This window comes from Methanosphaera sp., assembly GCF_016282985.1.
Classification (GTDB): domain Archaea; phylum Methanobacteriota; class Methanobacteria; order Methanobacteriales; family Methanobacteriaceae; genus Methanosphaera.
On sequence record NZ_JAEELZ010000078.1, the window covers coordinates 12,161 to 36,669 of the forward strand.

General features: G+C 28.8%; 26 protein-coding genes, 1 tRNA gene and 1 pseudogene. 20 read left to right on the forward strand and 8 right to left on the reverse strand.

The window, feature by feature from the left end:
• The first annotated feature begins 29 nt into the window (after positions 1-29).
• The 8 genes from sfsA to QZZ11_RS04555 all read left to right on the forward strand — a co-directional run bounded on the left by sfsA (position 30) and on the right by QZZ11_RS04555 (position 4,201).
• On the forward strand, positions 30-743 hold the full coding sequence (gene sfsA, locus QZZ11_RS04520) for a DNA/RNA nuclease SfsA (protein ID WP_292473975.1): 714 nt from the start codon (positions 30-32) through the stop codon (positions 741-743).
• 102 nt (positions 744-845) lie between these two features.
• Entirely contained in the window at positions 846-1,109 is a 264-nt protein-coding gene (locus tag QZZ11_RS04525; RefSeq protein ID WP_292473976.1) for a hypothetical protein, read from the forward strand.
• Positions 1,110-1,113: 4 nt separating this feature from the next.
• The gene (locus QZZ11_RS04530) at positions 1,114-1,308 is read left to right on the forward strand and encodes a TIGR04165 family Cys-rich peptide (RefSeq protein WP_292473978.1); all 195 of its coding nucleotides are present in this window, start codon (positions 1,114-1,116) and stop codon (positions 1,306-1,308) included.
• 15 nt (positions 1,309-1,323) lie between these two features.
• Positions 1,324-1,488, forward strand: coding sequence for a 4Fe-4S binding protein (locus QZZ11_RS04535; RefSeq protein WP_292473980.1), 165 nt, complete (start codon positions 1,324-1,326; stop codon positions 1,486-1,488).
• 8 nt (positions 1,489-1,496) lie between these two features.
• Positions 1,497-2,681: an NAD(P)/FAD-dependent oxidoreductase gene (locus tag QZZ11_RS04540; RefSeq protein WP_292473981.1), complete on the forward strand. Its 1,185-nt coding sequence runs from the start codon at positions 1,497-1,499 to the stop codon at positions 2,679-2,681.
• Positions 2,682-2,715: 34 nt separating this feature from the next.
• Positions 2,716-3,636, forward strand: a complete 921-nt coding sequence (locus QZZ11_RS04545; RefSeq protein WP_292473983.1) for a DUF5591 domain-containing protein — start codon at positions 2,716-2,718, stop codon at positions 3,634-3,636.
• A 79-nt stretch (positions 3,637-3,715) separates the two neighbouring features.
• Positions 3,716-4,015, forward strand: coding sequence for an iron-sulfur cluster assembly protein (locus QZZ11_RS04550; protein WP_292473985.1), 300 nt, complete (start codon positions 3,716-3,718; stop codon positions 4,013-4,015).
• 111 nt (positions 4,016-4,126) lie between these two features.
• Positions 4,127-4,201: transfer RNA gene (locus tag QZZ11_RS04555), tRNA-Ile, on the forward strand.
• A gap of 115 nt (positions 4,202-4,316) precedes the next feature.
• On the opposite strand, the gene hypC is transcribed toward QZZ11_RS04555, so the two are convergent.
• Both hypC and QZZ11_RS04565 read right to left on the reverse strand, forming a co-directional pair.
• On the reverse strand, positions 4,317-4,541 hold the full coding sequence (gene hypC, locus QZZ11_RS04560) for a HypC/HybG/HupF family hydrogenase formation chaperone (RefSeq protein WP_292473986.1): 225 nt from the start codon (positions 4,539-4,541) through the stop codon (positions 4,317-4,319).
• 115 nt (positions 4,542-4,656) lie between these two features.
• Positions 4,657-5,145 carry an amino acid-binding protein gene (locus QZZ11_RS04565; RefSeq protein WP_292473988.1) on the reverse strand — a complete coding sequence of 163 codons (489 nt, stop codon included), beginning with the start codon at positions 5,143-5,145 and terminating at the stop codon, positions 4,657-4,659.
• Positions 5,146-5,362: 217 nt separating this feature from the next.
• On the opposite strand from QZZ11_RS04565, the gene QZZ11_RS04570 reads away from it, so the two are divergent.
• From QZZ11_RS04570 to QZZ11_RS04605, 8 genes are all read left to right on the forward strand, one after another.
• Positions 5,363-6,679, forward strand: a complete 1,317-nt coding sequence (locus tag QZZ11_RS04570; RefSeq protein WP_365952766.1) for a chorismate-binding protein — start codon at positions 5,363-5,365, stop codon at positions 6,677-6,679.
• A complete protein-coding gene (locus tag QZZ11_RS04575) occupies positions 6,676-7,251 on the forward strand; it encodes an aminodeoxychorismate/anthranilate synthase component II (protein ID WP_292473991.1) in 576 nt (191 codons plus the stop codon). Before QZZ11_RS04570 ends, QZZ11_RS04575 begins: the two co-directional genes overlap by 4 nt.
• Before the next feature lie 4 nt (positions 7,252-7,255).
• Positions 7,256-8,050 carry an indole-3-glycerol-phosphate synthase gene (locus QZZ11_RS04580; protein ID WP_292473993.1) on the forward strand — a complete coding sequence of 265 codons (795 nt, stop codon included), beginning with the start codon at positions 7,256-7,258 and terminating at the stop codon, positions 8,048-8,050.
• A 15-nt stretch (positions 8,051-8,065) separates the two neighbouring features.
• Entirely contained in the window at positions 8,066-8,746 is a 681-nt protein-coding gene (locus QZZ11_RS04585; RefSeq protein ID WP_292473994.1) for a phosphoribosylanthranilate isomerase, read from the forward strand.
• Between the two features lie 4 nt (positions 8,747-8,750).
• Positions 8,751-9,932, forward strand: a complete 1,182-nt coding sequence (trpB, locus tag QZZ11_RS04590) for a tryptophan synthase subunit beta (protein ID WP_292474017.1) — start codon at positions 8,751-8,753, stop codon at positions 9,930-9,932.
• Positions 9,929-10,738: a tryptophan synthase subunit alpha gene (trpA, locus tag QZZ11_RS04595; RefSeq protein ID WP_292473996.1), complete on the forward strand. Its 810-nt coding sequence runs from the start codon at positions 9,929-9,931 to the stop codon at positions 10,736-10,738. Before trpB ends, trpA begins: the two co-directional genes overlap by 4 nt.
• A gap of 4 nt (positions 10,739-10,742) precedes the next feature.
• On the forward strand, positions 10,743-11,792 hold the full coding sequence (trpD, locus tag QZZ11_RS04600; RefSeq protein ID WP_292473997.1) for an anthranilate phosphoribosyltransferase: 1,050 nt from the start codon (positions 10,743-10,745) through the stop codon (positions 11,790-11,792).
• Positions 11,793-12,052: 260 nt separating this feature from the next.
• Positions 12,053-13,360: an NAD(P)/FAD-dependent oxidoreductase gene (locus QZZ11_RS04605; RefSeq protein ID WP_292473999.1), complete on the forward strand. Its 1,308-nt coding sequence runs from the start codon at positions 12,053-12,055 to the stop codon at positions 13,358-13,360.
• 199 nt (positions 13,361-13,559) lie between these two features.
• On the opposite strand, the gene QZZ11_RS04610 is transcribed toward QZZ11_RS04605, so the two are convergent.
• The 4 genes from QZZ11_RS04610 to QZZ11_RS04625 all read right to left on the reverse strand — a co-directional run bounded on the left by QZZ11_RS04610 (position 13,560) and on the right by QZZ11_RS04625 (position 17,263).
• Complete coding sequence (locus QZZ11_RS04610) at positions 13,560-14,612, reverse strand: glycosyltransferase (RefSeq protein WP_292474001.1); 1,053 nt, start codon at positions 14,610-14,612, stop codon at positions 13,560-13,562.
• A 156-nt stretch (positions 14,613-14,768) separates the two neighbouring features.
• Positions 14,769-15,002: a ferredoxin gene (locus QZZ11_RS04615; RefSeq protein WP_292474003.1), complete on the reverse strand. Its 234-nt coding sequence runs from the start codon at positions 15,000-15,002 to the stop codon at positions 14,769-14,771.
• Between the two features lie 114 nt (positions 15,003-15,116).
• Positions 15,117-16,082, reverse strand: coding sequence for a cell wall biosynthesis protein (locus tag QZZ11_RS04620; protein WP_292474004.1), 966 nt, complete (start codon positions 16,080-16,082; stop codon positions 15,117-15,119).
• A gap of 104 nt (positions 16,083-16,186) precedes the next feature.
• Positions 16,187-17,263, reverse strand: coding sequence for an mRNA surveillance protein pelota (locus QZZ11_RS04625; protein ID WP_292474006.1), 1,077 nt, complete (start codon positions 17,261-17,263; stop codon positions 16,187-16,189).
• A 116-nt stretch (positions 17,264-17,379) separates the two neighbouring features.
• Here QZZ11_RS04625 and QZZ11_RS04630 point away from each other — a divergent pair, with 116 nt between their 5' ends.
• The 4 genes from QZZ11_RS04630 (at position 17,380) to QZZ11_RS04645 (ending at position 22,925) form a co-directional block, all read left to right on the forward strand.
• Positions 17,380-17,688: a hypothetical protein gene (locus QZZ11_RS04630; protein WP_292474008.1), complete on the forward strand. Its 309-nt coding sequence runs from the start codon at positions 17,380-17,382 to the stop codon at positions 17,686-17,688.
• A gap of 40 nt (positions 17,689-17,728) precedes the next feature.
• Positions 17,729-19,060: a prephenate dehydrogenase gene (locus QZZ11_RS04635; RefSeq protein WP_292474009.1), complete on the forward strand. Its 1,332-nt coding sequence runs from the start codon at positions 17,729-17,731 to the stop codon at positions 19,058-19,060.
• A 246-nt stretch (positions 19,061-19,306) separates the two neighbouring features.
• Positions 19,307-21,496, forward strand: a complete 2,190-nt coding sequence (locus tag QZZ11_RS04640; protein WP_292474011.1) for a CDC48 family AAA ATPase — start codon at positions 19,307-19,309, stop codon at positions 21,494-21,496.
• A 175-nt stretch (positions 21,497-21,671) separates the two neighbouring features.
• Positions 21,672-22,925, forward strand: a complete 1,254-nt coding sequence (locus tag QZZ11_RS04645; RefSeq protein WP_292474012.1) for an adenosylhomocysteinase — start codon at positions 21,672-21,674, stop codon at positions 22,923-22,925.
• 22 nt (positions 22,926-22,947) lie between these two features.
• Here the strand turns inward: QZZ11_RS04645 and fen are convergent, their stop codons facing one another.
• Together fen and QZZ11_RS04655 are read right to left on the reverse strand one after the other, a co-directional pair.
• The gene (gene fen / locus QZZ11_RS04650) at positions 22,948-23,931 is read right to left on the reverse strand and encodes a flap endonuclease-1 (RefSeq protein ID WP_292474014.1); all 984 of its coding nucleotides are present in this window, start codon (positions 23,929-23,931) and stop codon (positions 22,948-22,950) included.
• A gap of 10 nt (positions 23,932-23,941) precedes the next feature.
• A pseudogene (locus QZZ11_RS04655) lies at positions 23,942-24,509 on the reverse strand (rhamnosyl transferase); the annotation flags it as partial.

Below are 24,509 nucleotides of genomic sequence, written 5' to 3' on the forward strand. Positions count from 1 at the left end.
ATAAACTGAATAAAAAAAAAGATGATATTATGAAAATTTCTAATTTAATTTTAGTAAAATTTATTTCTAGACCAAATCGATTTACTATTAAATTCAAAAATGAAAAAAATGAAATGGAATTGGCTCATTTACATGACCCTGGAAGATTAAAAGAATTATTGGTCTCCAATGCAGATGTTTTAATAAAATATGTACCCACATATAAAAAAACTTCTAGAAAAACGAAATATGATGTTATTGCTATAAAATATCAAAACGAATGGGTTTTATTAAATAGTAGTTACCACAACAAACTTGTCTCAGAAATTTTGACAGATAAACTGATTAACGAAATTGAAGATTTTAATATATTTAAACCAGAATACTCCTATGGAAATAGTCGGTTGGATTTTTTATTAAAGGATAGTAAAGATAATGAGTTATATTTAGAAGTAAAAGGATGTACCTTAGTAGAAAAAGGTATAGCTAAATTTCCGGATGCTCCAACCAAAAGAGGAAAAAAACATGTTGTTGAGCTCATTAAAATCAGAAAAAAATCGTTGCATGCAGCCATAATTATCTTAGTTTTACAAAATAATGCAAAAAGTTTTTCTCCTAATTATGATACTGATAAAGATTTCAGTGATGCCTTGAAAGAAGCCTATGAAAATAATGTAAAAATTTACCCAATACATATCAAAACTGAATATAAAAATAATAATTTATTTTTAAGATATAACAAAATTTTACCTATAAATTTCTAAAAAAAACATAAAAGCATATTTAATGAAAATCATATTATATAATATTGTTATATAATAAAAAAATTATGTAATATAATTGAAATTAATTAGTTAATTGATATAATGGCAGATAGAATAACTGAGGGTTATAAGTTATACAAAGATAATGCAGTTTTTGTAGAACACTATGAACCCAATCACATGATATTCAAAGTTAAAAATAAAAATGATTTCTATCTTGTATCTATGATATATGGATATTGGAACTGTGAATGTGCAGATTACACATATAGAAATCAGAGAGAACCAGGAAGTTTTTATTGTAAACATTTACAAGCAGCACAGTTTAAACTTCTTGATTTACTAAATAATTCAGTTAAGGGGTAAAAAAATGAAAATAGAAGATTTGTTAAAACCTTGTCCGAAATGTGGTTCTAAAGATAAAACTCAACATAGAGATTTTGAGAGAGAATTTCTAGCATATGGTCAAAACGGTGAATTAAAATGTACAAACTGTGGCCATATTTTCATTACAAGAGATGAAGCTATTGATATTAAAAGAGCTAAAGAAAATGAAGAAGAATAAAATGGGGGATATATTATGATTATTCAAGAATATTGTATGTATTGTGGAGCTTGTGCAGGTGTTTGTGTAGCAGATGCTATTGATGTTCAAGAATTAAAAATAGTAATAGATGATGAAAAATGTACTAAATGTGGATTATGTATTAAAGCATGTCCTGTTGCAGCATTATCATTAGAATAGGTGAAAACATGGAATATAAGACTGATGTTTTAGTAGTAGGTGCTGGTCCTTCAGGTTCTCTTGCTGCAAGAGAAGCTGCTTTACATGGTGCTGAAGTAATATTAATTGACCTTAAATCAGAAATTGGTTCCCCAAAAAGATGTGCTGAAGGGGTATCTAAACAAGGATTAATAGATTTAGGAATTCAACCAGATCCAAGATGGATTGCTAGAAAATCAAACGGAGTTAGATTAGTTTCTCCTGATCAAACCAGCGTTTGGTTAAGTGAAGACACAATAGATTTACCAGAATCAGGATATGTTCTTGAAAGAAAAGTTTTTGATAAACATATGGCAATGGATGCAGCACGTGCAGGTGCAAAAATAATGATTAAAACACGTGCAACATCACTTGAAAGAGTAGAAGATGGAATTATTGTCACAGCAGACAAAATGGGAGAAGAAATCAAAATACATGCCCACATCGTTATAGCTGCTGATGGTCCTGGTTCTCGAATAGGTAGATGGGCCGGTTTAGATTGCAATACAAAATTTGATAACATGGAGTCCTGTGTTCAATATGAAATGGCCGGACTTGAAATGGAAAATAATAATGTAATCCAATTATACTTTGGAAGTGTAGCTCCTGGAGGTTATACTTGGATTTTCCCTAAAGGTGAAGACATTGCAAACGTTGGTATCGGAGTTTTAAAAACACATACTGATAAAACAGCAAAAGAACATTTAGATGAATTTATTAAAAATTGCCCTGAAACCCAACATGCACAAGCCGTTGAAATAAATGTTGGTGGAGATCCTGTAGGTGGATTAATTAAAGAACGTGTTGGAGATAACATATTAGTTGTTGGAGATGCAGCTGGTTTTGTAAACCCATTAACTGGTGGAGGAATAAACTCTGCATTAGAATCCGGAGCTTATGCTGGAATTGTTGCTGCACAAGCAATTACCGATGAAGATTACAGTAAAAAAAATTTAAAAGAATATGTTAAATTAACCGATGAAAATATTGGAGAAAATTATGATAAATACAAAAAAGCTAAAGAATATTTATTATCATTAGATGATGATGAATTAAACAAAATAGCTCATGAATTTGTCAAAGTGGATGTAGATGAAATAAGTCCAAGTACTTTAATAAAACTGTTAATTAAAGTATCCCCTAAAGCTCTTCTTAAATTAGGAAAATTATTCTAATTTTCTTACATTAACTTTTTTTTGGAAAGATAATATGAAAAATAGTAAAATACCTTGCATATCTGAACTGTCACTCCATAGACCTGAAGTTACTAGATGGCGAGAAAGAATGACTTTGTTGGAACCTTATAGTGATACAGTCATTGTTTTACCCTGCAGTATGAAAAAACCATATTCCCAATCAAAATCGCATACACTATTTAAAAAATATACAAAAGGTTTACAAGAAGTTATATTAACTTCTCCTTTTGGTATTTGTCCTAGAGAAATGGAAAAAACTTATCCAATACATTCTTACGATGCATCAACTACTGGTGATTGGTCTGATGAAGAAATTAAAATCGCAGGAAAATGTTTGAAAGATTATGTTCAAGATCGTAAAGTAATTGCACACGTATCTGGAGGATATAAAAAGGCCTGTGAAGAGGTCTTAGACAATGTTGTATATACATGTAATGATGAAAATACACGTTCACAAGAATCTTTAACTAATTTAAAAGAAGAAGTTAAGAAAGAAGATAAAATTAACTTCAAAAAACATAAAATTCATGATTTAAGATCAATAGCAAGATATCAATTTAATACAAAAAAGGCAGATAAACTAATTCCTGAAAATACCAAAACTCATGGAAAATTTAATACTAGAATTATGTCTGATAAACAACAACTTGCTACACTTCATTTTGAAACAGGGTTGTTTACTTTAAATTTAGCTGGTGGAGAAATATTAAAAGAAGAAAAAATTAATCGTGTTTTCATTAATTTTGATTTAAAAACAAGTACCTTGTTTACACCAGGTATTGATAAAGCCGATAAAAATATTATTCCAAATGATGAAGTCGTAATCATTAAAGATGATGAAGTAATAGGTGTCGGAAAATCCATGATGAATGGGGAAGAATTAGTTAAAGCAAACAAAGGAATTGGTGTAAAAATTAGACATCAAATCAAATAGATATTAAATCAATGATTTTGTTACATAAAGTATATTAAATAAAATCTTAATAAATATAATAAAATAATGGAGAGATAAAATGGCAGAAGCAGAAATTAAAGAAAAAATTAATGATAAATTAGCAGGCATTGCAGATCCACATATGGGAATTAGTATTGTAGAAATGGGACTTATTCAAAATATAGAAGTTGATGAAGCAAATAAAAAAGCAGTAATTACCGTTAAACCTACAAACCCAATGTGTATGAGTGTAGCAAATATTGCAATGGCTGTTAGAATAGAAGCTGAAAAACTTGATGAAATAGATAAAGCAGAAATTAATGTTATTGACCATATGATGTCAAACGAAGTAAATGAAATGGTTAATAAAGATGAATAATTAATTATTTATTTTTATTTTTTTTCATGAAAAATATGACCATAAACTATATATATTAAGACAATATAATATAGTAATAGATGCTTACAAAGCAACTTACTTATTTTGTTAGGGCGCGTGGCTCAGCTTGGTTAGCGCGCACGGCTGATAACCGTGAGGTCCTGGGTTCGAATCCCAGCGTGCCCATTTAATTATTAACTATTTCTATTTAAAAAGAGTTTTTTATTTTTATTAATATTGCATTTTAAAAAAATTCTAAAAAAAAGTTCTATAAAAAAAATATATAAAAAAAAGAGTAATATTATTCTTCTTCTAATTCATGTAATAAATCATTCCAAGTATCTATGGTTTCTTTTGCTGCTTCTTCTGTTAATACTTCTATTGCATAACCTGAATGAATTAATACATAATTTCCTATATCTGCATCTACTAAATCTAATTTTGCTTCTTGTTTAACTCCACCAAAATCACAAGTAGCTATATTATTATTAATTTCTAAAATTTTTGCCGGTGCTGCTATACACATATCCTAATCCTCCTTATATATTACTAATGAACATTAATTTTTATCAGTATATAATTTATTTTTTATTCTTACTAAATGATTTATTTCAAGTATTATTTATATCTGAGGTTATATTTTAATACATAGAAACTTTTGTTACTCCATCAATTTTAAGTAATAATGGGATAATTTTCCCATCAAGAGTATTATCAGTAATTATTGTCATATAAGGTATACTATATAAATCAGGATCACTTGCATATGCTTGTCTAATACTAATATTTTCTTCAGCCAAAAATTTAGTAACTTGATTTAAAATTCCTGTTTTTTGGGCATCACCTTCAATTTCAATAACACCCAACCCTAATTCTTGTGAAATATTTGACAAAACAGTACCTGCAGATTTAATATTTGTAAATATATTTTTTAATTCTTCATCTTCAAGTATTGTATTCATAGTTGAGGTTACTACCCGTCGATCAGTTTCAATAGATTTTGCCAAAGAAGAAATATTTATTTCAACATCGTTACAATAAATCTTCTTATCTTCACCAACTTTAAGACCCAATTGTAACATTTTTATAACGACTTTTTTTTGTGATGGATATTTATCGAATTTACTCATAAACTTTTTCCACATATTAATTCCTCATATATATCTATAATTATATTATACAATGTAAAATATATATTTTTAATGTATTAATTTATACACCAAAGATTTAAATAGTACATTGATGTAATTATTATATATAATCATAAAGGTGAAAAAATGAACAAGAGTGAATGTTTTTGGAAATTTGAAAAAAAGAATTAAAAAACCCAAAACAATGAAAATTAATATGGATAACCCATTTAAACTATTTAAAAATTTATATTATAATTATAAAGATGTTTTTCTTTTAGAATCTATGGAATCTGATAATGGATTAGCCAGATATTCAATTATTGGATTTAATCCAATTGCAAAAATATTAGCACACAACAACTCAGTAACTATAACCACAGACACAGAAACAATCCAATATAACTCAAAAAATCCGTTTTCTGATCTTAAAAACTTGATAAAAAATGATTTTAAACAAGAAGGTTTTAGGGGAGGATTAATGGGTTATGTATCTTATGAAAGCATTAAATATATTGAAAATGTTCCCACAAAAAACAGTATTTATCCAGACTTTGAATTTGGATTATTTTTAGATTGTATAGTTTATGATAATATCAATAAAACATGTGAATATACAACATTAAATGAAGATAGACGAGACTTAATTTACAAAATTTACAATCAAGAACATTCTAATGGAATAATGGAATATAAAATTATTGATGAAGATTTGTCACAAAATGAATATGAAAATAATGTGATGGATACAAAAAAATTAATAGAAAATGGTGAAATATTTCAGGCTGTAATTTCAAATGCAGAAAATTTAGTTATAAAAGGCAGTAAATTGCCATTATATGAACAACTAAGAAAAATTAATCCATCACCCTATATGTACCATATTAAACTCGGTGAACGAGAAATAATTGGTTCAAGTCCTGAAATGTTAATGAGATTAGAAAACAATACTGTTGAAACTTACCCAATAGCAGGAACAAGACCAAGAGGAAAAGATGAAAAAGAGGACAAATTTTTAGAAGAATCCTTATTGAACGATGAAAAAGAATTAGCAGAACATTTAATGTTAGTTGATTTAGCACGAAATGATATCGGAAAAATTAGTGAAATAAATACTGTAAAAGTAAAGGAATTTTATGATATAAAAAAGTTTTCACATGTTCAACACTTAGTTAGTCATGTAACAGGAAAGTTAAAAAATAATCTGGATGCAATAGATGCCTTCACTTCTTTATTTCCTGCAGGAACACTTAGTGGTGCACCAAAAATAAGAGCCATGGAAATAATAAATCAAAATGAAAAATATGCCCGTGGACCCTATGGTGGATCAGTTGGATACTTTTCATTAAATGGAAATGCAGATTTCGCTATAACGATAAGAACTCTTACAACATATGGTCAAAGAGCCGAAATACAGGCTGGTGCAGGAATTGTATACGATTCTTCACCCACATCAGAATATGAAGAATGTAAACGAAAACGACAGGCATTAATCCAAGCTCTTGAAGAATCAGGTATGGAAGTGGTAGAATGATATTAATTATAGACAATTATGATTCATTTACATACAATTTATACCAGTTAGTTGGAAAATATTCCCCTGATATATTGGTTGTAAGAAATGATAAGATAAATGTTGAAGAAATAGAAAAAATCAAACCTTCACATATCATTTTATCACCAGGCCCAGGAAATCCAGAAAATGAACGTGATTTTGGAATTTGCAAAAAAATTCTTCAAAAGTTTAAAGAAATTCCAATATTAGGTGTGTGTTTAGGACACCAGGGAATTTTTGTTGAATATGGGGGAAATATTATAAAAACATTACCTGTGCACGGAAAAAAAGATATAATAACTCACAAAAAATCTGCATTATTCAATAATATTCCTGATAAATTTGAAATAACCAGATATCATTCTTTAGTTTGTGAAAAAAAATCTATTCCAAAAGATTTAGAAATTACAAGCTCAACTGATGATGGAATAATAATGTCAGTAGAACATAAAAAATATCCCACATTCGGAATTCAATTTCATCCAGAATCCATTGGGAGCTCGTATGGTGACATTGTAATAAAAAATTTCCTAGATGTTGAAGGAAACTGATATTATGAATGTTATAAATGAAATTGTAAAAAATAAACAAAATATTCTCAAAAATAAGAAAGAAAAAGAATCTGTAGATAAAATTCAGAAAAAAGCAGAAGATTTTATTTCAACAAAAACAAAAAAATTTAGATTTCAGGAAAAATTAAAAGATAAAACAAAAACTAAATTAATAGCTGAATATAAACCTGCAAGTCCTTCCCAAGGAGATATAAGTTTACTTACTCCTGAAGATGTAATTCCAATATATGAAAAATATCCTGTTGACATGATTTCAATATTAACTGAGGAGTTATATTTTAAAAGTAATATGGATAATTTCATTAAAGCAAATGAAATGACTGTTAAACCATTATTACGAAAAGATTTCATTATTGATGAATATATGATTTACGAAGCAGCACTAAATAATGCTAGTTGTATCTTATTAATATGTGGAATATGTCCAAATATAGAAAAATATATGAACATATCTGAAGATTTAGGTTTAGATGTGATAGTAGAATGTCACAACATGAATGATATTAATAGTGTTTCTGATTTAAACCCTAAAATAATAGGAATAAACAATAGAAACTTATCCAATCTGACAGTTAATCTTGAAACTACAAAAAAACTCAAAAAATATGTGCCAAATTATTTAATATCTGAAAGCGGTGTAAAAAATATAGAAGATGCTAAATTGTTAAAAAGTTATGGTGCAGATGCAATCTTAATAGGAACAAGTATCTTAAAAGGAAATTCTGAAGTTGAAATAGGTAATTATATTAATCAATTAAATAAATCATTAAAAAATTAAAAGGGAGGTATTGAAATGACCATTAAAGTTAAAGTATGTGGAATAACCAATGAAAAAGAAATGAAAAAAATTGAAAAATTAAATGTTGACCACATAGGCTTTATAAATATTGAACGATCTAAAAGAAATGTTTCACTTAAAAAAATAGTAGCTTTAGAAAATAAATTAATCAACAAAAGAGTCAGTACTTTAGTTTTAGAACCAAATAATGCTTATAGAACTATAGAAAAAATTAATAGAACTCAAATTTTTAATGTACAACTTCATTCACTAAATAATTATGATATTCGATATTTAAAATGGTTAAATCAATACCACAATTATAATCAGTTAAACATTACAAAAGTTATAGGATTACAAAACACTTTAAATCAGAAAATCATTAACGAAATCAAGCAACATAGTTTATATGCAGATAATATTCTGTTAGATTATATTAAAGATGGAATGACTGGTGGAACAAGTAAACAAATACCAATTGAAACTGCTATAAAGGCCAGTAAGATAATTAAATCATGTAATAATAAAACTCAAGTTACATTAGCAGGTGGACTAAATTTAGACTATCTTGAAAAAATACAAGAAAAGTTATCTTATTTCGACATGATTGATTTAAATAGTGGAGTAGAAAACAAACCTGGACAAAAAAACATTAATAAAATTAAAAAGATTCTAAACATAATCGATGAAACGTGATAATATGAAACATAACGGAAAATTTGGAAAATATGGAGGTATATTCGTACCTGAATTATTAATACCCGCAATAGAAGAATTAGAAGAAGCTTTTTATAAATTTAAAGATGATGATAAATTTATTGAAGAATTAAACTTTTATTTAAAAGAATTTGGAGGAAGACCAACAGGATTATATTATGCAGAAAATTTATCCAAAAAGCTTGGTTGTAAAATATATTTAAAAAGAGAAGATATGTTACATACCGGAGCTCATAAAATAAATAATGCTATTGGTCAAGGATTATTAGCCAAATACATGGGAAAAACTCAACTAATTGCAGAAACTGGAGCTGGACAACATGGAATTGCTACAGCAGTTATCGGTGCAAAATTAGGCATGGATGTAAAAGTTTTTATGGGTTCAACTGATGTTGAAAGACAAAAATTAAATGTATTTAGAATGGAATTATCAGGAGCTGAAGTTATTCCTGTAGATATGGGTTCAAAAACATTGAAAGACTCGATCAATGAAGCATTTAGATATTGGATTTCAAATTTAGATACTACACATTACCTTATAGGAACAACAATGGGTCCTCATCCTTATCCAACTATGGTAAAATATTTCCAAAGTGTAATTGGAAAAGAAGCTAGAAAACAAATATTAGAATTAGAAGGTTGTCTTCCAGACACCGTTATTGCATGTGTTGGTGGTGGAAGTAATGCAATGGGTATTTTTAGTGGATTTGTAGATGATGAAGATGTTGATTTAATTGGAGTAGAAGCTGGTGGAGAAGGAACTGAAACACTTGAACATGGGGCAACTATTACAAAAGGTACTGAGGGAATATTACATGGTTCATTATCAATTATATTACAAACAGAAGAAGGACAAATTCGTGAAACAAGTAGTGTATCAGCAGGATTAGATTACCCAGGAGTAGGTCCAGAACATGCTTATCTACATAGTATAAATAGAGCAAAATATGTTCCAATAAATAATAACGAAGCTTTGGAAGCGTTGAAATTACTATGTGAAACTGAAGGAATTATACCTGCATTAGAAAGTTCCCATGCAATAGCATATGCAGTCAAATATGCTAAAAAAGAAGAAAATAAAGGAAAAACTATAATAGTAAACTTATCCGGTAGAGGAGATAAGGATATGTTTACTGTTGCAAAAGAACTAGGGGTGGAAATATGAACAAAGTAGAATATTCCGAAATATTTGAAAAATCTAATCAGTCAAATGAAGGTATTTTTATTCCTTTTATTGTAGCAGGAGATCCAGATTATGATACCTCTTTAGAAATAGCAAAACTTTTGGTTGATAACGGAGCCGATGCTTTAGAAATAGGTTTTCCATTTTCAGATCCTGTTGCTGATGGAGCAAGTGTTCAAAATGCAGATATTCGTGCATTCAATGGTGGCATGACTATCAAAAAATGTTTTAAATTCTTAAAAGAATTGCGTGAATATACGGATAAACCGATAGGTCTTTTATTATATTATAATTTAGTATATAAATTTGGAATTGATAAATTTTATGAAAAATTAAAGAATATCGGAGTCAATGCTGTATTAATTGCAGATTTACCACCTGAAGAAGCAGATGATGTGATGATAGCAGCAACCAATCATAATTTAGAACAGATATTCATCGTTTCACAAGCCACAAACAATGAACGTCTAAAAGAAATCACAAAGAAAGTTGGAGGATTTATTTATATTGCATCAGTAATGGGAACAACAGGTGCTAGAGCAGAAGTAGAATTAAATACTACCGAATTAATTAAAAGAATCAAAGAACATACGACAATACCTACTTGTGTAGGATTTGGAATTTCAAAACCAGAACATGTTAAAAAAGTTTTATCTGCAGGGGCTGATGGAGCAATTGTTGGTAGTGCGTTGATAAACATCATTGCAGATAATTTAGATAATCAAGATGAAATGTTTTCAAAAATAGAGGAATATGTAAAAATTATGAAGAAATCTACTAGGGGTTAATATTATGATTAGAGAAGTTTTTGATGATGTATTAGACAATCAACGAAATTTAACAAGATATGAAGCTTATGAATGTATGAATGATTTGATAAGTGGGGAATATCCAGATACATTAATATCTGCATTTCTTATTGCATTAAGAATGAAAACCGAAAGTATAGAAGAAATTACAGGTTTAACTGAAAGTATGAAAGATCATGCAATTCAAATTGAATATGATCCTGGAGAATATTTAGTTGAAAGTTGCGGTACTGGTGGAGATGTTTTTAAAACTTTTAATGTTAGTACTACTGCATCCATAATTGCCAGTGCTTGTGGTGCAAAAATATCCAAACATGGAAATAGAAGTGTCAGTAGTAAATTTGGTGGGGCTGATGCTTTAGAAGCTTTAGGAGTTAATATAAATTTATCACCGGCACAAGTCATTAACTCTATTGAAGGATGTAACTTTGCATTTATTTTTGCTCCTAATTATCATGTTGCAACCAAAAACGTTATGAAAATACGCAAAGATTTAAAAACAAGAACCATATTTAATTTAATCGGACCAATTACCTGCCCTAGTAATGTTACAGCAAGAATGACTGGAGTTTATGATCCACAACTTGTTGAAACAATTGCTGAAGTTTCCAAGAACTTAGGTGTCGAAAGAGCAATGATTGTTCATGGTTTTGATGAAAAAGGAAATAAAGCTATGGATGAGATATCTAATATTGGTAAAACTAAAGTAGCATTTTTAGAAAATAATGAAATAAAAACAAGATACATTACTCCAAAAGATTTTGGATTAGAATATGTTAATCCTCAGGACATTGCTGCACCGGATAGTGTCGAAGATCATTTGAAAATTATAAAAAATATTGTAAATAATGTTACTGAAACAAAAAAAGATGTTGCAAGAATGGAGTTATCACTTATGAACTCTGCTGCTATTTTGTATGTTGCAGATAAAGTTAGTTCATTGGAAGAGGGTGTTGAATGTTCACGAAGGGCTATTGAAAAGGGTCATGTAAGTAAACAATTAAATAAAATTATAAAGTACAGTTCAATATAAAAAAAACCTTTATAATTTTTTCTATCTGAAACAAAACACAGTTAATTAAATAATACTATTTTAAATAAACCCCTTAACTAAATTACTTTTTTATATACACTTTTATAAATATACTTATCATTTTTGAGTCTTAAAAATAAGACTAAAAACATGATTTTACAATTTAAGAACATTTTTTCTAAAAAAATTAAGTCTTTAACGAAAAACTGTTATTATTTTTATTACAAAATAATAATTAAGGAAACATTTTATGTGATATTATGAAAATCGTAATTATAGGAGCAGGACCTGCAGGACGTTTTGCTGCAATGTATGCTGCTGAAAATGGAAATGATGTTACTCTAATTGAAAAAAAACATATTGGTGGAAAATGTTTAAATCAAGCATGTATGGTAGTTTGTGCATTAAGTGATGTTGCTAGGCATATAAGAGATGCAGAGAATTTTAATAAAATAGGTGTATTAGATTTCGAACCTAAAATAAACTATGAAAACATTTCCAAACATATAAAAGAAACACAGAAGAAAATTCACAAAATTATTAGTAAAGAAACTGTAAATACTGGTGTTGAATTTGTTCATGGAAATGCTACGGTAAACGCTGAAGAAAAAATCGTAATAGTAGATGAAGATGATGAATATCCTTATGATAAACTATTGATTTGTACAGGATCTTCTCCAAATATTCCCAAAATTAAAGGTGCAGAAAAAGCGATGACTTATAAAGATACTTTAAAATTAAAAGAAGTACCTGAAAAATTAGTTATTATTGGTGGAGGTTCTACTGCTGCAGAATATGCTGGGATTTATTCTTCAATGGGAAGTCAAGTTGATGTATTGTGTAGAACACAGTTCCTTAAAATACTAAATGACACTGAAGCTGAAGAGTATATTGTATCTAAATTATTAAAAAATACAATGATACATGAAAATGTCATTATTAAAGAAATTACAGATACATCAGTTATAACAAATTATGGAGAAATAGAAGGTAGAGTTCTACTTGCAACTGGTGTTAAAGCAAATTCAGAAATCGTAAAAGACTTTGTGGAGATAGATGAAAAAGGTCATATAATTGTAGATGAATATATGCAAACCTCAAATAAGGACATTTATGCTGCAGGAGACGTAATTGGTGGTATATTATCCACTCCTGTTTCAAGAATGGAAGGTATGGCTGCCATAAAAAATATTATGGGCAATCAAATCAAACCGGACTATTCATTAATACCTATGACTGTAACATTACCCTATGATGTAAGTTATTTATTAGGAACTGATGTTTCAGACAATGGAAAAGATATAAAATTACCCGGAGCGGCCGGACCAGGATCATTTTGGTACACACTTGAAGGCAATAATGGTTACACTAAAGAAAACATTGACCTAGAATCAAATGAAATTAACAATATAATTTCAATAGCACCCTCTTCAAACATAGCATTACCATATATGGTTAAAGCAAAAAAAGATGGTAAAAAAGCAGATGAATTCGATAATTTCTTAGAAATTCATCCATCAACTGATGGAATATCAAAATTAACAGAATATTATAAAAGATACATGTAAAATAAATCTTAAAAAATATTTGCGTAAAAAATAAGTAGGTTGTTGATAATAAATTGAATTTTGTATTACCCATTTACTAATTCAATAGAAAAATGTGTTTAATAAATTAAGAGTAGTTCATGTTAAGCCTAAGATTGATTTTTTCGATAGTACTTAAACATATATTTAAAAAAAAATAAGCTTACATAAAAAAAGGATATTATTTGGATATATGAGTTATTAAAAAATTTGTTAAATCATCTGTTCCATTAATAATATCTTCTGAATAAATTTTTGTAGAATTATACATTTGATCATAATTTTCAAGTGCATAATTTACTTTTTCTGATATATTGTCAACATTACTTTCTATCACAGCTCCATCAAATACCTTGGATAATCCATGATAACGTCCATATTTAACTCCTAAAACAACTACTACAGGAATTTGACAGGCCAATGTTTCATGTAATGTTAAACCATCATCTGTGATAATAGCCAAATCAATTAAATCGTATAAATCATCCATATAATTAATGTAACCCAAATTCATAATATTAGGATGATTAATTACTTCTTCTAATTCTTCTTTTAAAGGTGCACCAATTACGAAAATATTTATATCATCATTTTCTTCAGCATATTTTCTTGCAGCATATGCCATATCATCAAATAAAGTGGAACCTGATGAGAATAGTACTGATTTTTTATTTGGATCAAATTTAGAAGGTAATTTTGATAAAATATTATCCTTATTTCCATGTATTATATCTGATTTTATTGGGGAATACTGTTTTCTTACATCGTACTTAGATTCAACATCAGCATTAGTAAAATCCGGTGATTCAGGTAAAAGCATTGTTGGATTTAATTTCAAAGATACTTTAGTATCAGTAGGTGTAGCAGCAATACCAACAGATGGAACACCAGCAAGTTTAGCAGATAAACAGCCGATAACGACCCCTCCACCTATTACTCCTACAACACCATCAGCCTTTTCTTTTTTGATTAATCTAGAACCTGAACAAACTGCTTTTAATGATTTTAGACCTGCTTTAAATAATCTTGATTTTGAAGATGCGTGTCCTCCTGCAGCAGGAATTGGAGATTTTAACCATTCAACATTACGTTTTTTAAAATAATACCCCGGTGCAGATGGATCTAAAACTATTTTGGATTCCACATTTTTTTCATTTAATGCTTGAAAAATATTGTAAGCGGTTACTGCATCCCCTCCAGTACCCCTTCCAGTAACAAAAATTAATAATTTCATTAAAAATACAACCTTAGTTTTATTTAAAATAAATTCAATAATTTAATATTTATTGTCAATATTTAATAAAATCATTGTAAAAATATAGATTAAAAAAAAGTATAATATAATAGAAAAAAATTTTGAAAAAGATGAAACTGCTTCTTCAAAAAAAAATTATGCAGGATTTCCTTCTTCATCGTAAACTTCGATACATTCACCAGTACAATTATCTGAAGCTTCTTTGTAAATTTCGATTTCATCGGTTTCTAATTCATCGACATCATCTTGTCTGATAGAACCTATGATAGTTGCCCTATCATCATCATCAAAAGTAAATAATGTTTCATCTAATTCAACACAATTTCCACACATTGTGCAATCTTCTCTTTCTAAAACTACTTCATACATTTTACATATCTCCCTAAACTATGTATTAACACTGATAAGTTTAATATAAAATATATATAAATGTTTTGATTTTTAGGTCAAAAAAAATAATAAAAAATAGTAAATTAAATAAGACTAATCCTCTTGAGATAAACCAGTCCTACTTAAAGATTGATTATTTGAAGTTTTTTTAATTTTTACAGGATTATACAATAGTCTTCTTGCACCTAATGATTTTAAAAATGAATTATCCACTTTTATTTGAGAATCTCCTAAGAATAATTTCCTACATAAATCTCCTAATCCACCACCAGTTAAAACATCCATTACATAGTCACCAAATGTAGGATTTTCAATATGTAAATAGGTGCTTAAATAGTATTCTAAAGTTTCTCTTCTTAAATATGCAATAATTAATGCAGTGATTAAGAATAATAATAACATAACTATAAATTCAACTGGATAAAATATTTTAGCAGGAACAATTACTTTAGTTAATGCTGCTGAAACCAATGCAAGACATATTCCAAGAGCTACACCGAAAGAATGATTTCCTATTTCTCCCATCATTATATATCCAGAATAATCTAATGAAATATAACCTAACGTTATTGCAATTAATAGTACTGGAATATAGAATGCAGGAGAGTGCAATATGGATAAAATAGCAAATGACAATACAGACATCAATATAACTGTAATACAAGCAGTTCCTGGTTGCATATCTGCAATATTTAATATTTGTATCATTAAAGCTACCAATATTGCTACAGGACCCATTATAATATAACCCATTATCATAACAATTAGTAAACCTAGACCTCTAAAGAATTGTCCTAACTCTATATAAGAATTTAGTCTAACTCGGCCAATTACATCATCAATAAATGCAGTAATACCTATAATTGCTATAAGAATGTTATAAGGTGCTGGGAAAAATACCAACATTGCTAAAAATGGTGCTATTCCCACTCCTCTAGGGATTCCTCCACGTATGTCTTCAAAAAGATTTCCTTTAATCTTAGTAAATATTACTGTGAATAATATTGTTAAAATCAAGGTGAGAATAAATGCACATATCCACATTAGATATATTTCCATATATTCACCTAATCATTTTGTATAATTTTTATTAAGTAAAATATTTTTACTAATAATTTATTTTCCTATGTTATATTTATAAAAATATTAGTATAAAATTTTAACTATATTGGATAACGTAAAAATGAAGCAATTGAACCTAAAGATTCCAATTGTTTACCGGCATCATGTTCACTACTGATAATTTCTACTGTTCCACCCATATTTTCTACTGTATTCATTATATTTTGAGTCTCTTTTTCTCTAACAAAAGTATCTAAGACAAGTAATTTTTCTGTTGCTCCCATATTTGTAGCCATTGAAACTTGTTTTACTCCATAAGTTACCAAATTAGAAGATTTACCTATCTGTTCTAATAATTTATTTACTGAAGATATTTCTGATGCAATTTTAGCATCTTTTGACAATGATTCTATGAGACCATTTTTAAGAACTTCTTGAATACCTGCATGACCACCAGAACCTGTACTTTCCAATATAGACTTTTTAGCCAAATCAGAGTGATGTTCTTCTAAATAATTATAATATCCATTTTTAGTAAAACCCGGCCCAATTATAATTAGTTTGTTTATTTTATCAAACTGTCTAATAGTTTTAGTAATCTCTTCATAATAATTATTTATTTTATCTTGACGATCTTTTGCAATATTTCTTTTTCCTGAAATATCCCCAATAATAGGACCTATATAATCTATACCATACTGTTTAATTATTCCTAAATCAGCAGTATTGTCTTCTATTGCAATAATTATTTCAGTAGGTCTTTTAGAAGAATCTACTGCCTGTTGTAACCTATCCAATGACCATTTATTCCATCTTTTTTGGATTTTTATACTGCTATTTATTTGTACATTTATTGTATGATGAGAACCTAAAGGTATTAAATCTTCAGGACCTGATTCTATTACACCAGTAAAACGTAACATTCCAGTATATTTATGGAAACTTATCTTTTCAACACGAATTCCCAAGAAAAATGTTTTTTTAACTCCCCGATCAGCTCTGGTTTTTCCACTATCATTATCTTGAATACGTCTCGTAGTTAAAGTTGATACAAAATCATTTTCTTCCACAATATGTGATAAATGCCATAAATCATCAATACTTTCTGGAATAACTTCTATTAATCCCTGTTTTTTATCCTGATTTTTTATTTGCATACTTCTTTCTATGATTTTCATTTTTAATAATTATTATGTCAAATAATAAATATTATGATTAAATGATAAATTAGTAATACTTTTATATGATTAATAATAAAATTAGTAATACAAAAACAAAGGTGAATAAAAAAATTATGAACGCAGAACAAAAAAAATATTTAGTTAAAACAATTGAAGAATCAGGAGAATGGGAAAGAATTGAAACAACAATTGATGGATTATTTGTTGTAAAACCTCCTGAAAATAATAATAAACAAATGGTGTTCGTTGAATTAGTTCCAACCATTAAAGGACAAGCAATAAAGAAAAAAGGTATTTATCTGAAATCAACAGAAGACTTAGAAGCATATAAAGAATTATTAAATAATCCCAAAACTAAAGAATTAGTGGATGTTATATCAGAATATTATGGAAAAAGAAAAACCCCCAAAATAGAAATATAATAATAAAAATATAATATATTAAAAATTAAGGGGTTAAAAAATGACTTGTGAAAATATTAAAAATGTGACTATTATCGGAGGAACACGAGGTTTAGGAAAATGGATTGCTCAACAACTTAGTAAAGAAGGATTGAATGTCACAATCACAAGTCGTAACAAAACTTCTGGTGAAAAAATAGCTAAAAAAATTAATACTGGGTATAGTAATGATAATATTGAAGCAATTGAAAATGCAGATTTAATTATTTTTTCTGTCCCTATAGAAAATATGGTAGAAACTATTAAAGATGTTGCTCCTTATGCTCCCGAAAAATCTTTACTAATGGATATTACATCAGTAAAAAAAGAACCAACAGAAGCTTTAATAAAATATGCACCAGAAAACACGGAAATATTACCCTGCCATCCAATGTTTGGGCCTAGAGTTCCATCAATAGAAGGACAAGTTGTAATATTAACTCCAATTGAAAATAGATCAAAGAAATCTTTTGAAAATATAAAAAAATTTTTAGAAAATAAAAACACACATATTGTAATATCAACTCCGGAAGAACATGATAAAATAATGAGTGTTGTACAAGGAATTACACATTTTTCATATATCAGTATAGCTTCTACTATAAAAAAATTGGATATCAGTGTAAAAAAATCCAGAGAATTTGCTAGTCCAATATATAGTCTTATGTTAGATATGATAAGTCGTATTGTATCCCAAAATCCGTACTTATATTATTCTATTCAAAAATCTAATAATGAAACGGCTATTTCAAGAAAAACTTTAATTGAAGAAAGTATCCGTTTATGTAACCTAATTGAAAATGGAGAAGAGGAATTGTTTGTAGAAAATATGAGTAATTCTGCCAAACATTTAGATGAATTTGAAGAAGCTTTAGGTAGATCAGATAAAGCAATTAATGTTTTAACTAACGATTTGAATGTGTTAAAAAAATCCATAGGGGAAGAAATTGGTGTTGAACACCAATATTCCAAAAAAATACATGTTGGAACTGTTGAAAATGTTACGGCAGATACTGTTACTTTAATCAATGACAATAATCAAAAGACAACCTTGAAAATTTCAAATATTAACAAATTATCTGATGAAGAATTGTTCAACTGGAAGAAAAACAATACAAAACTATGTGAATTTGATGTTTCAGTAATGTTTCCTAAACGCTGCAATAAAAATATATTGCTAAATATGTTTAAAAATATTAAACCAGTAATAAACGTTGAATTGATTGATGTTTATACTGGAGAACAAATTCATGAAGACAACATGAGTTTAACATTCCATTACTCCACATTTAATAAACATGAAAAGAATTATGTTGAGAATTATCTGAAAGGAATCGGTGGAATAATTAGATAATTCCATTTTAATTATCATTAACATTCTCGTATTAAAATGATTAAATTATTTTTTTTAAAAAACAAACCGTAAAGTATATATATTAAAATAATTATAGTTATAATTACAAAAAGTAATTAAAATAATTTTTTTATAGAATATTTTAGTAACCTTTATATACTAAATAAAATATAATTATTATTACAAAAAGTAAATAAAAAAATCAATCTAATCAAATAATTTAATTAAAAAAATGGAGGAGATAATATGGAAAATGAATTAAAATTAAAAGTAGCAGAAGCATTTTCCCAATCAGACATAGGTAGATCCGTAGCAAGAATAGACCCAAAATGTATGGAAAGTCTAGGTCTAAAAGATGGCGATGTAATAGAAATCGAAGGAAATAAAATAACAACAGCCACAGTAGTTGCTTCACAAGCTGATGCTAGTTTAGGAATTCTAAGAATTGACAGTTACCTTAGAAAAAATGCTGGAACTTCCATAGGTGAAGAAGTAACAATAAGAAAAGCACAAATTAAAGAAGCAAAAAAAGTTAAATTAGCTCCAGTAGATCAAGAAATAGCAATACAGGGAAATTTAAATGGAGTATTCTTAAATAGAATTGTAAATAAAGGTGACATCATAGTTACAGGTATAAGAAGACAACAACCAAAAACACCAAACATGATGTTCGATGACTTCATCAACCAAATGATGACAAACATGACATCCATAGGTGAAATAAAATTAGCCGTAATTAATACAAAACCATTAGGTCCTGTAAAAATCACAGAAGATACTCAAATTGAAATGGAAACCAAACCAGTTGATCCAAATAAATTTGAAGGAGTAGAAAACCTCATTGATGTGTCTTACGAAGATATTGGTGGACTTGAAAACGAAGTTAAAAAAATAAGAGAAATGGTTGAAATTCCATTAAAAAGACCAGAATTATTCAAACAATTAGGAATTTCAGCTCCAAAAGGTGTATTATTACATGGACCACCAGGAACTGGTAAAACATTACTTGCAAAAGCTGTGGCAAATGAAACAAATGCCCACTTTATTGTAATTAATGGTCCAGAAATAATGAGTAAATATGTTGGAGGTTCAGAAGAACAATTAAGAGAATTATTTGAAGAAGCTGAAGAAAATAGTCCTTCAATAATATTCATTGATGAATTGGATGCAATAGCCCCAAAAAGAGCAGATGTAACTGGTGATGTAGAAAGAAGAATTGTTGCACAACTTTTAACTTTAATGGATGGTCTAAAAAGCAGAGGGGAAGTAGTTGTAATTGGAGCAACAAACAGACCTGATGCAATTGATGAAGCTTTAAGAAGACCTGGAAGATTTGATAGGGAAATAGAAATTGGTGTTCCAGACAAAGATGAAAGAAAAGAAATCTTAGAAGTTCACACAAGAAACATGCCTTTAGCTGAAGATGTCGACTTAAATGAACTTACCGAAGTAACTCATGGTTTTGTTGGAGCTGATTTAGAAGCATTATGTAAAGAAGCCGCTATGAGAGTACTAAGAAGAGTTTTACCTGAAGTACAAACAGACAAAGAAGTTCCACAAGAAATTCTTGACAAAATGGTACTAAACAAAAAAGACTTCAAAGATGCTTTAAAAGAAATTCAACCATCCGCATTAAGAGAAGTACTAGTTCAAATTCCGGATGTTAGTTGGGATGATGTCGGAGGTTTATCTGCAGCAAAACAAGAACTTAAAGAAGCAGTTGAATGGCCTTTAAAAAATCCTGATAAATTCAAAAAATTTGGAATTACACCACCTAAAGGAGTATTATTAACCGGTATTCCAGGAACTGGAAAAACGTTACTTGCTAAAGCAGTAGCAAATGAAAGTGATGCAAACTTCATATCTGTAAAAGGACCAGAACTTCTATCCAAATGGGTGGGAGATTCAGAAAAAGGTATTAGGGAAGTTTTCAGAAAAGCAAGACAAACTGCCCCAACAGTAATATTCTTTGATGAAATTGATGCAATAGCATCCACCAGAGGAGATTCATTAGATAGTGGAGTAACACAAAGAGTGGTAAATCAGTTATTAACTGAAATGGATGGAATGGAAGAATTACATGATATTTCAGTAATTGCAGCAACCAACAGACCAGATATAATTGACCCAGCACTTCTCAGACCGGGCCGATTTGACAGACATGTAGAAGTAGGATTACCAGATCAAAAATCAAGAGAAGCAATATTCAAAGTACATACAAAAGACATGCCATTAGCTGAAGATGTAGATATTAAAGAACTTGCAGAAAAAACAGAAGGATTTGTTGGAGCAGATATCGAAGCAGTATGCAGAGAAGCTGTAATGTTAACCTTAAGAGAAGACATAGAATCTGAAGAAGTTTACATGTCAGAATTTGAAAAAGCTATGAAAAAAGTTAAACCTACAAAAGAAAAAGAATTAGTATCTTATAACTAGATTCCTAAAATTATAATGTAGAAATTCACTTTTCTACATTTTTTTTTCACTTCCTTAAAAGAAACTATTTTTAAATTAAATAAAAATTATTTATTATAAAGTCATTTTTACATAACAATTATTAATATTTTCAAATAAACTAAATATATTAATTAATGATGTAAGAGGTTTACTAATGGCATATGATATTAAAGATATTAACTTAGCTCCTCAAGGAGAAAAAAAGATTAAATGGGTACAAAGACACATGCCCGTACTAGAAAGTATCAAGAAAGAATTTGAAGAAACAAAACCATTCGAAGGAATAACCATCGGATCATGTTTACACCTAGAACCAAAAACCATTAACCTTGGATTGACATTACAAGCTGGTGGAGCAGAAGTAGTTATGACTGGATGTAATCCTCTTTCTACACAAGATGATGCAACAGCCGCCGGAGCAAAACTAGGTTTGAATATGTATGGATGGACCGGTCAAACCAATGAAGAATATTATGAACATCTTAATAAAGTCTTGGATTACGAACCAGATATTGTTATAGACGATGGTGCAGATTTAATATTTTTAATCCACAAAGAAAGACCAGAATTACTCGAAAAACTTAAAGGAGGATGTGAAGAAACAACTACAGGTATTCACAGACTCAAAGCAATGCACCAGGACAAAGCACTTAAAATTCCTGTAATGGCTGTAAATGATTCATACATGAAATACCTATTTGACAACAGATATGGTACAGGACAATCAACCTTCGATTCCATCATGGGAACAACCAATTCTGTAATTGCCGGACAAAACGTAGTCGTTTGTGGATACGGTTGGTGTGGTAGAGGAATCGCTATGCGTGGTAAAGGATTGGGAGCTAACGTAATCGTTACAGAAGTAGATCCAATCAGAGCACTTGAAGCAAGAATGGACGGATACAGAGTAATGACCGTTAAAAAAGCACTTGAAGAAGCAGACATAGTTATCACAGCAACAGGAAATCGTGACATAATTTCAGGAGATGACTTTGACCACATAAAAGACGGATGTATGTTATCCAATGCAGGACACTTTAATGTAGAAATCAACGAAAATGACTTACTAGCAAGAACTGAAAAACAAGAAAACATAAAACCAGATATCGACTGTTATACCTTAAAAGACGGAAGAAATGTATATTTATTAGCTGGTGGAAGATTAGTGAACTTAGCAGGAGAACATGGACAAGGACATCCTGCAGAAATAATGGACTTAAGTTTCGCTATGCAAGCTTTATCAGCAAAACGTATACTTAATGAAGATATGGAACCAGGAGTATACAAAACTAGAGACGAAGTGGATATTGAAGTAGCTAAACTAAAACTTCAAACCATGGGAATAGAAATAGACCAACTAACCGATGACCAAAAAGATTATATGAATAGTTGGGATGTTGGAACATAATTCCAATAAAAAAAAGACTAATTTAAAACCATTGGTTTAAACTAGTCTGACCTGTTTCTTTTTTTAATTTATCAATTGATGCAAGAGTTCTCTCTTCACCAAAATCATGATCGACACATAAAAAGTCTATTAACTTATCTTTTTTTGGCGTTTTAAATTTAATATCATAATCTGTTACAACATCAGGATGTAAAAATATTTCACGGATTTCATTTGGATCTACTTCTATAGTTTTATCCAATTTTTGAAGAGCAGATTCTAAATTACCATATTTTTGTATTAATTTAATTCCTTTTTTAGCACCTATTCCATATATACCCTCATTAAAATCTGTTCCAACTAAAATTGCGACATCAACCATTTGTTCACGTGTTAATTGTAAGTCATCTAATGTTTTTTGTAATGAAATTAATTCCATATTTTTTGATGAAGCTGATAATTTAAAATTTTTTAACATTCGTGTAGCTCCAAATTGTAAACAATCGTAATCTTGTGAAACTACAGCCCATGCATCTTTTTTTGATACCATATATGAAGCCTGTGCTTCACCTTCTGTTTTTGCTTGTACATATGGTAATCCCATCAATTCCAATAATTTTTTTGAAGATTCTATAATATTTTTATCCAAATGTACAGTTCGAGAAGCATATTTTCTAGCAGTTTCCAAATCTCCTGCTTCTTTTGCCTCTTTATATTTCTTTTCGGATTCTTTTTTAATTTCGATTCTTTCCTGCTGGGTTTTACTTTTTAGTTCTGGTGCTTTTCCATCAAATACATATATTGGTTTTACCTGTTTTGAAATTAATGTTGATGTTTGAAAAAAGATTCCACTTAAATGGGACGTTATATTTCCATTAGAATCTTTTAAAGGAGTTCCATCCGCCTGTCTCATTGTAGATAAAAATTTATATATTAAATTTGAAGCATCCACTGTTAAAACTTTTCCTTTTAAATGTTCCATATCAATTGGCTGTGCTGTAGTAATATCTTTAAATTTTACTCCCATATTTATCCACCTAGTTATATAATATTTCTTTAGCTTTATTGTTATCAAAAGTTGAGTTAAAACCATCCATATAAGCATTTGTGTAGAATTTTATTCTTCGGATTTTATGGTCATCAAAAAGTATAATTCCCATTATGGTCATCAGATAATTTTTAAGTATTGTTAAATATAATGAAATTTTATTTTTTGAATATTTTCTTCCTAACCATATGAGATTGCGTTGCATATAATAATTTATCCATAATTTGTCATAGGGTCTTCTGTTAACTTTAAATCCTAAAATAGTTTTCTCAAATGTTCCTTTGACACTACCTTCTGCATGTTTAATGATACTGCTATTAACTAATTTAATTTTCCCAACAGTTCTTAATCTTATACAATATTCCAAATCATCGGCATGTATGAAAAATTCTTTTTTAGGAAAACCTATTTTAGATATTGCCTCTCTTTTGATTAGTAATCCAACAAAAGATGCCATGTCAATATCTGTAGTCTCAGTTAATGTATCTTCTTTTGTAATGTGTTTCTGAATAGGCAAACCATGAGTAAAATTAAAGAAACCTCTGTGATGATATAAA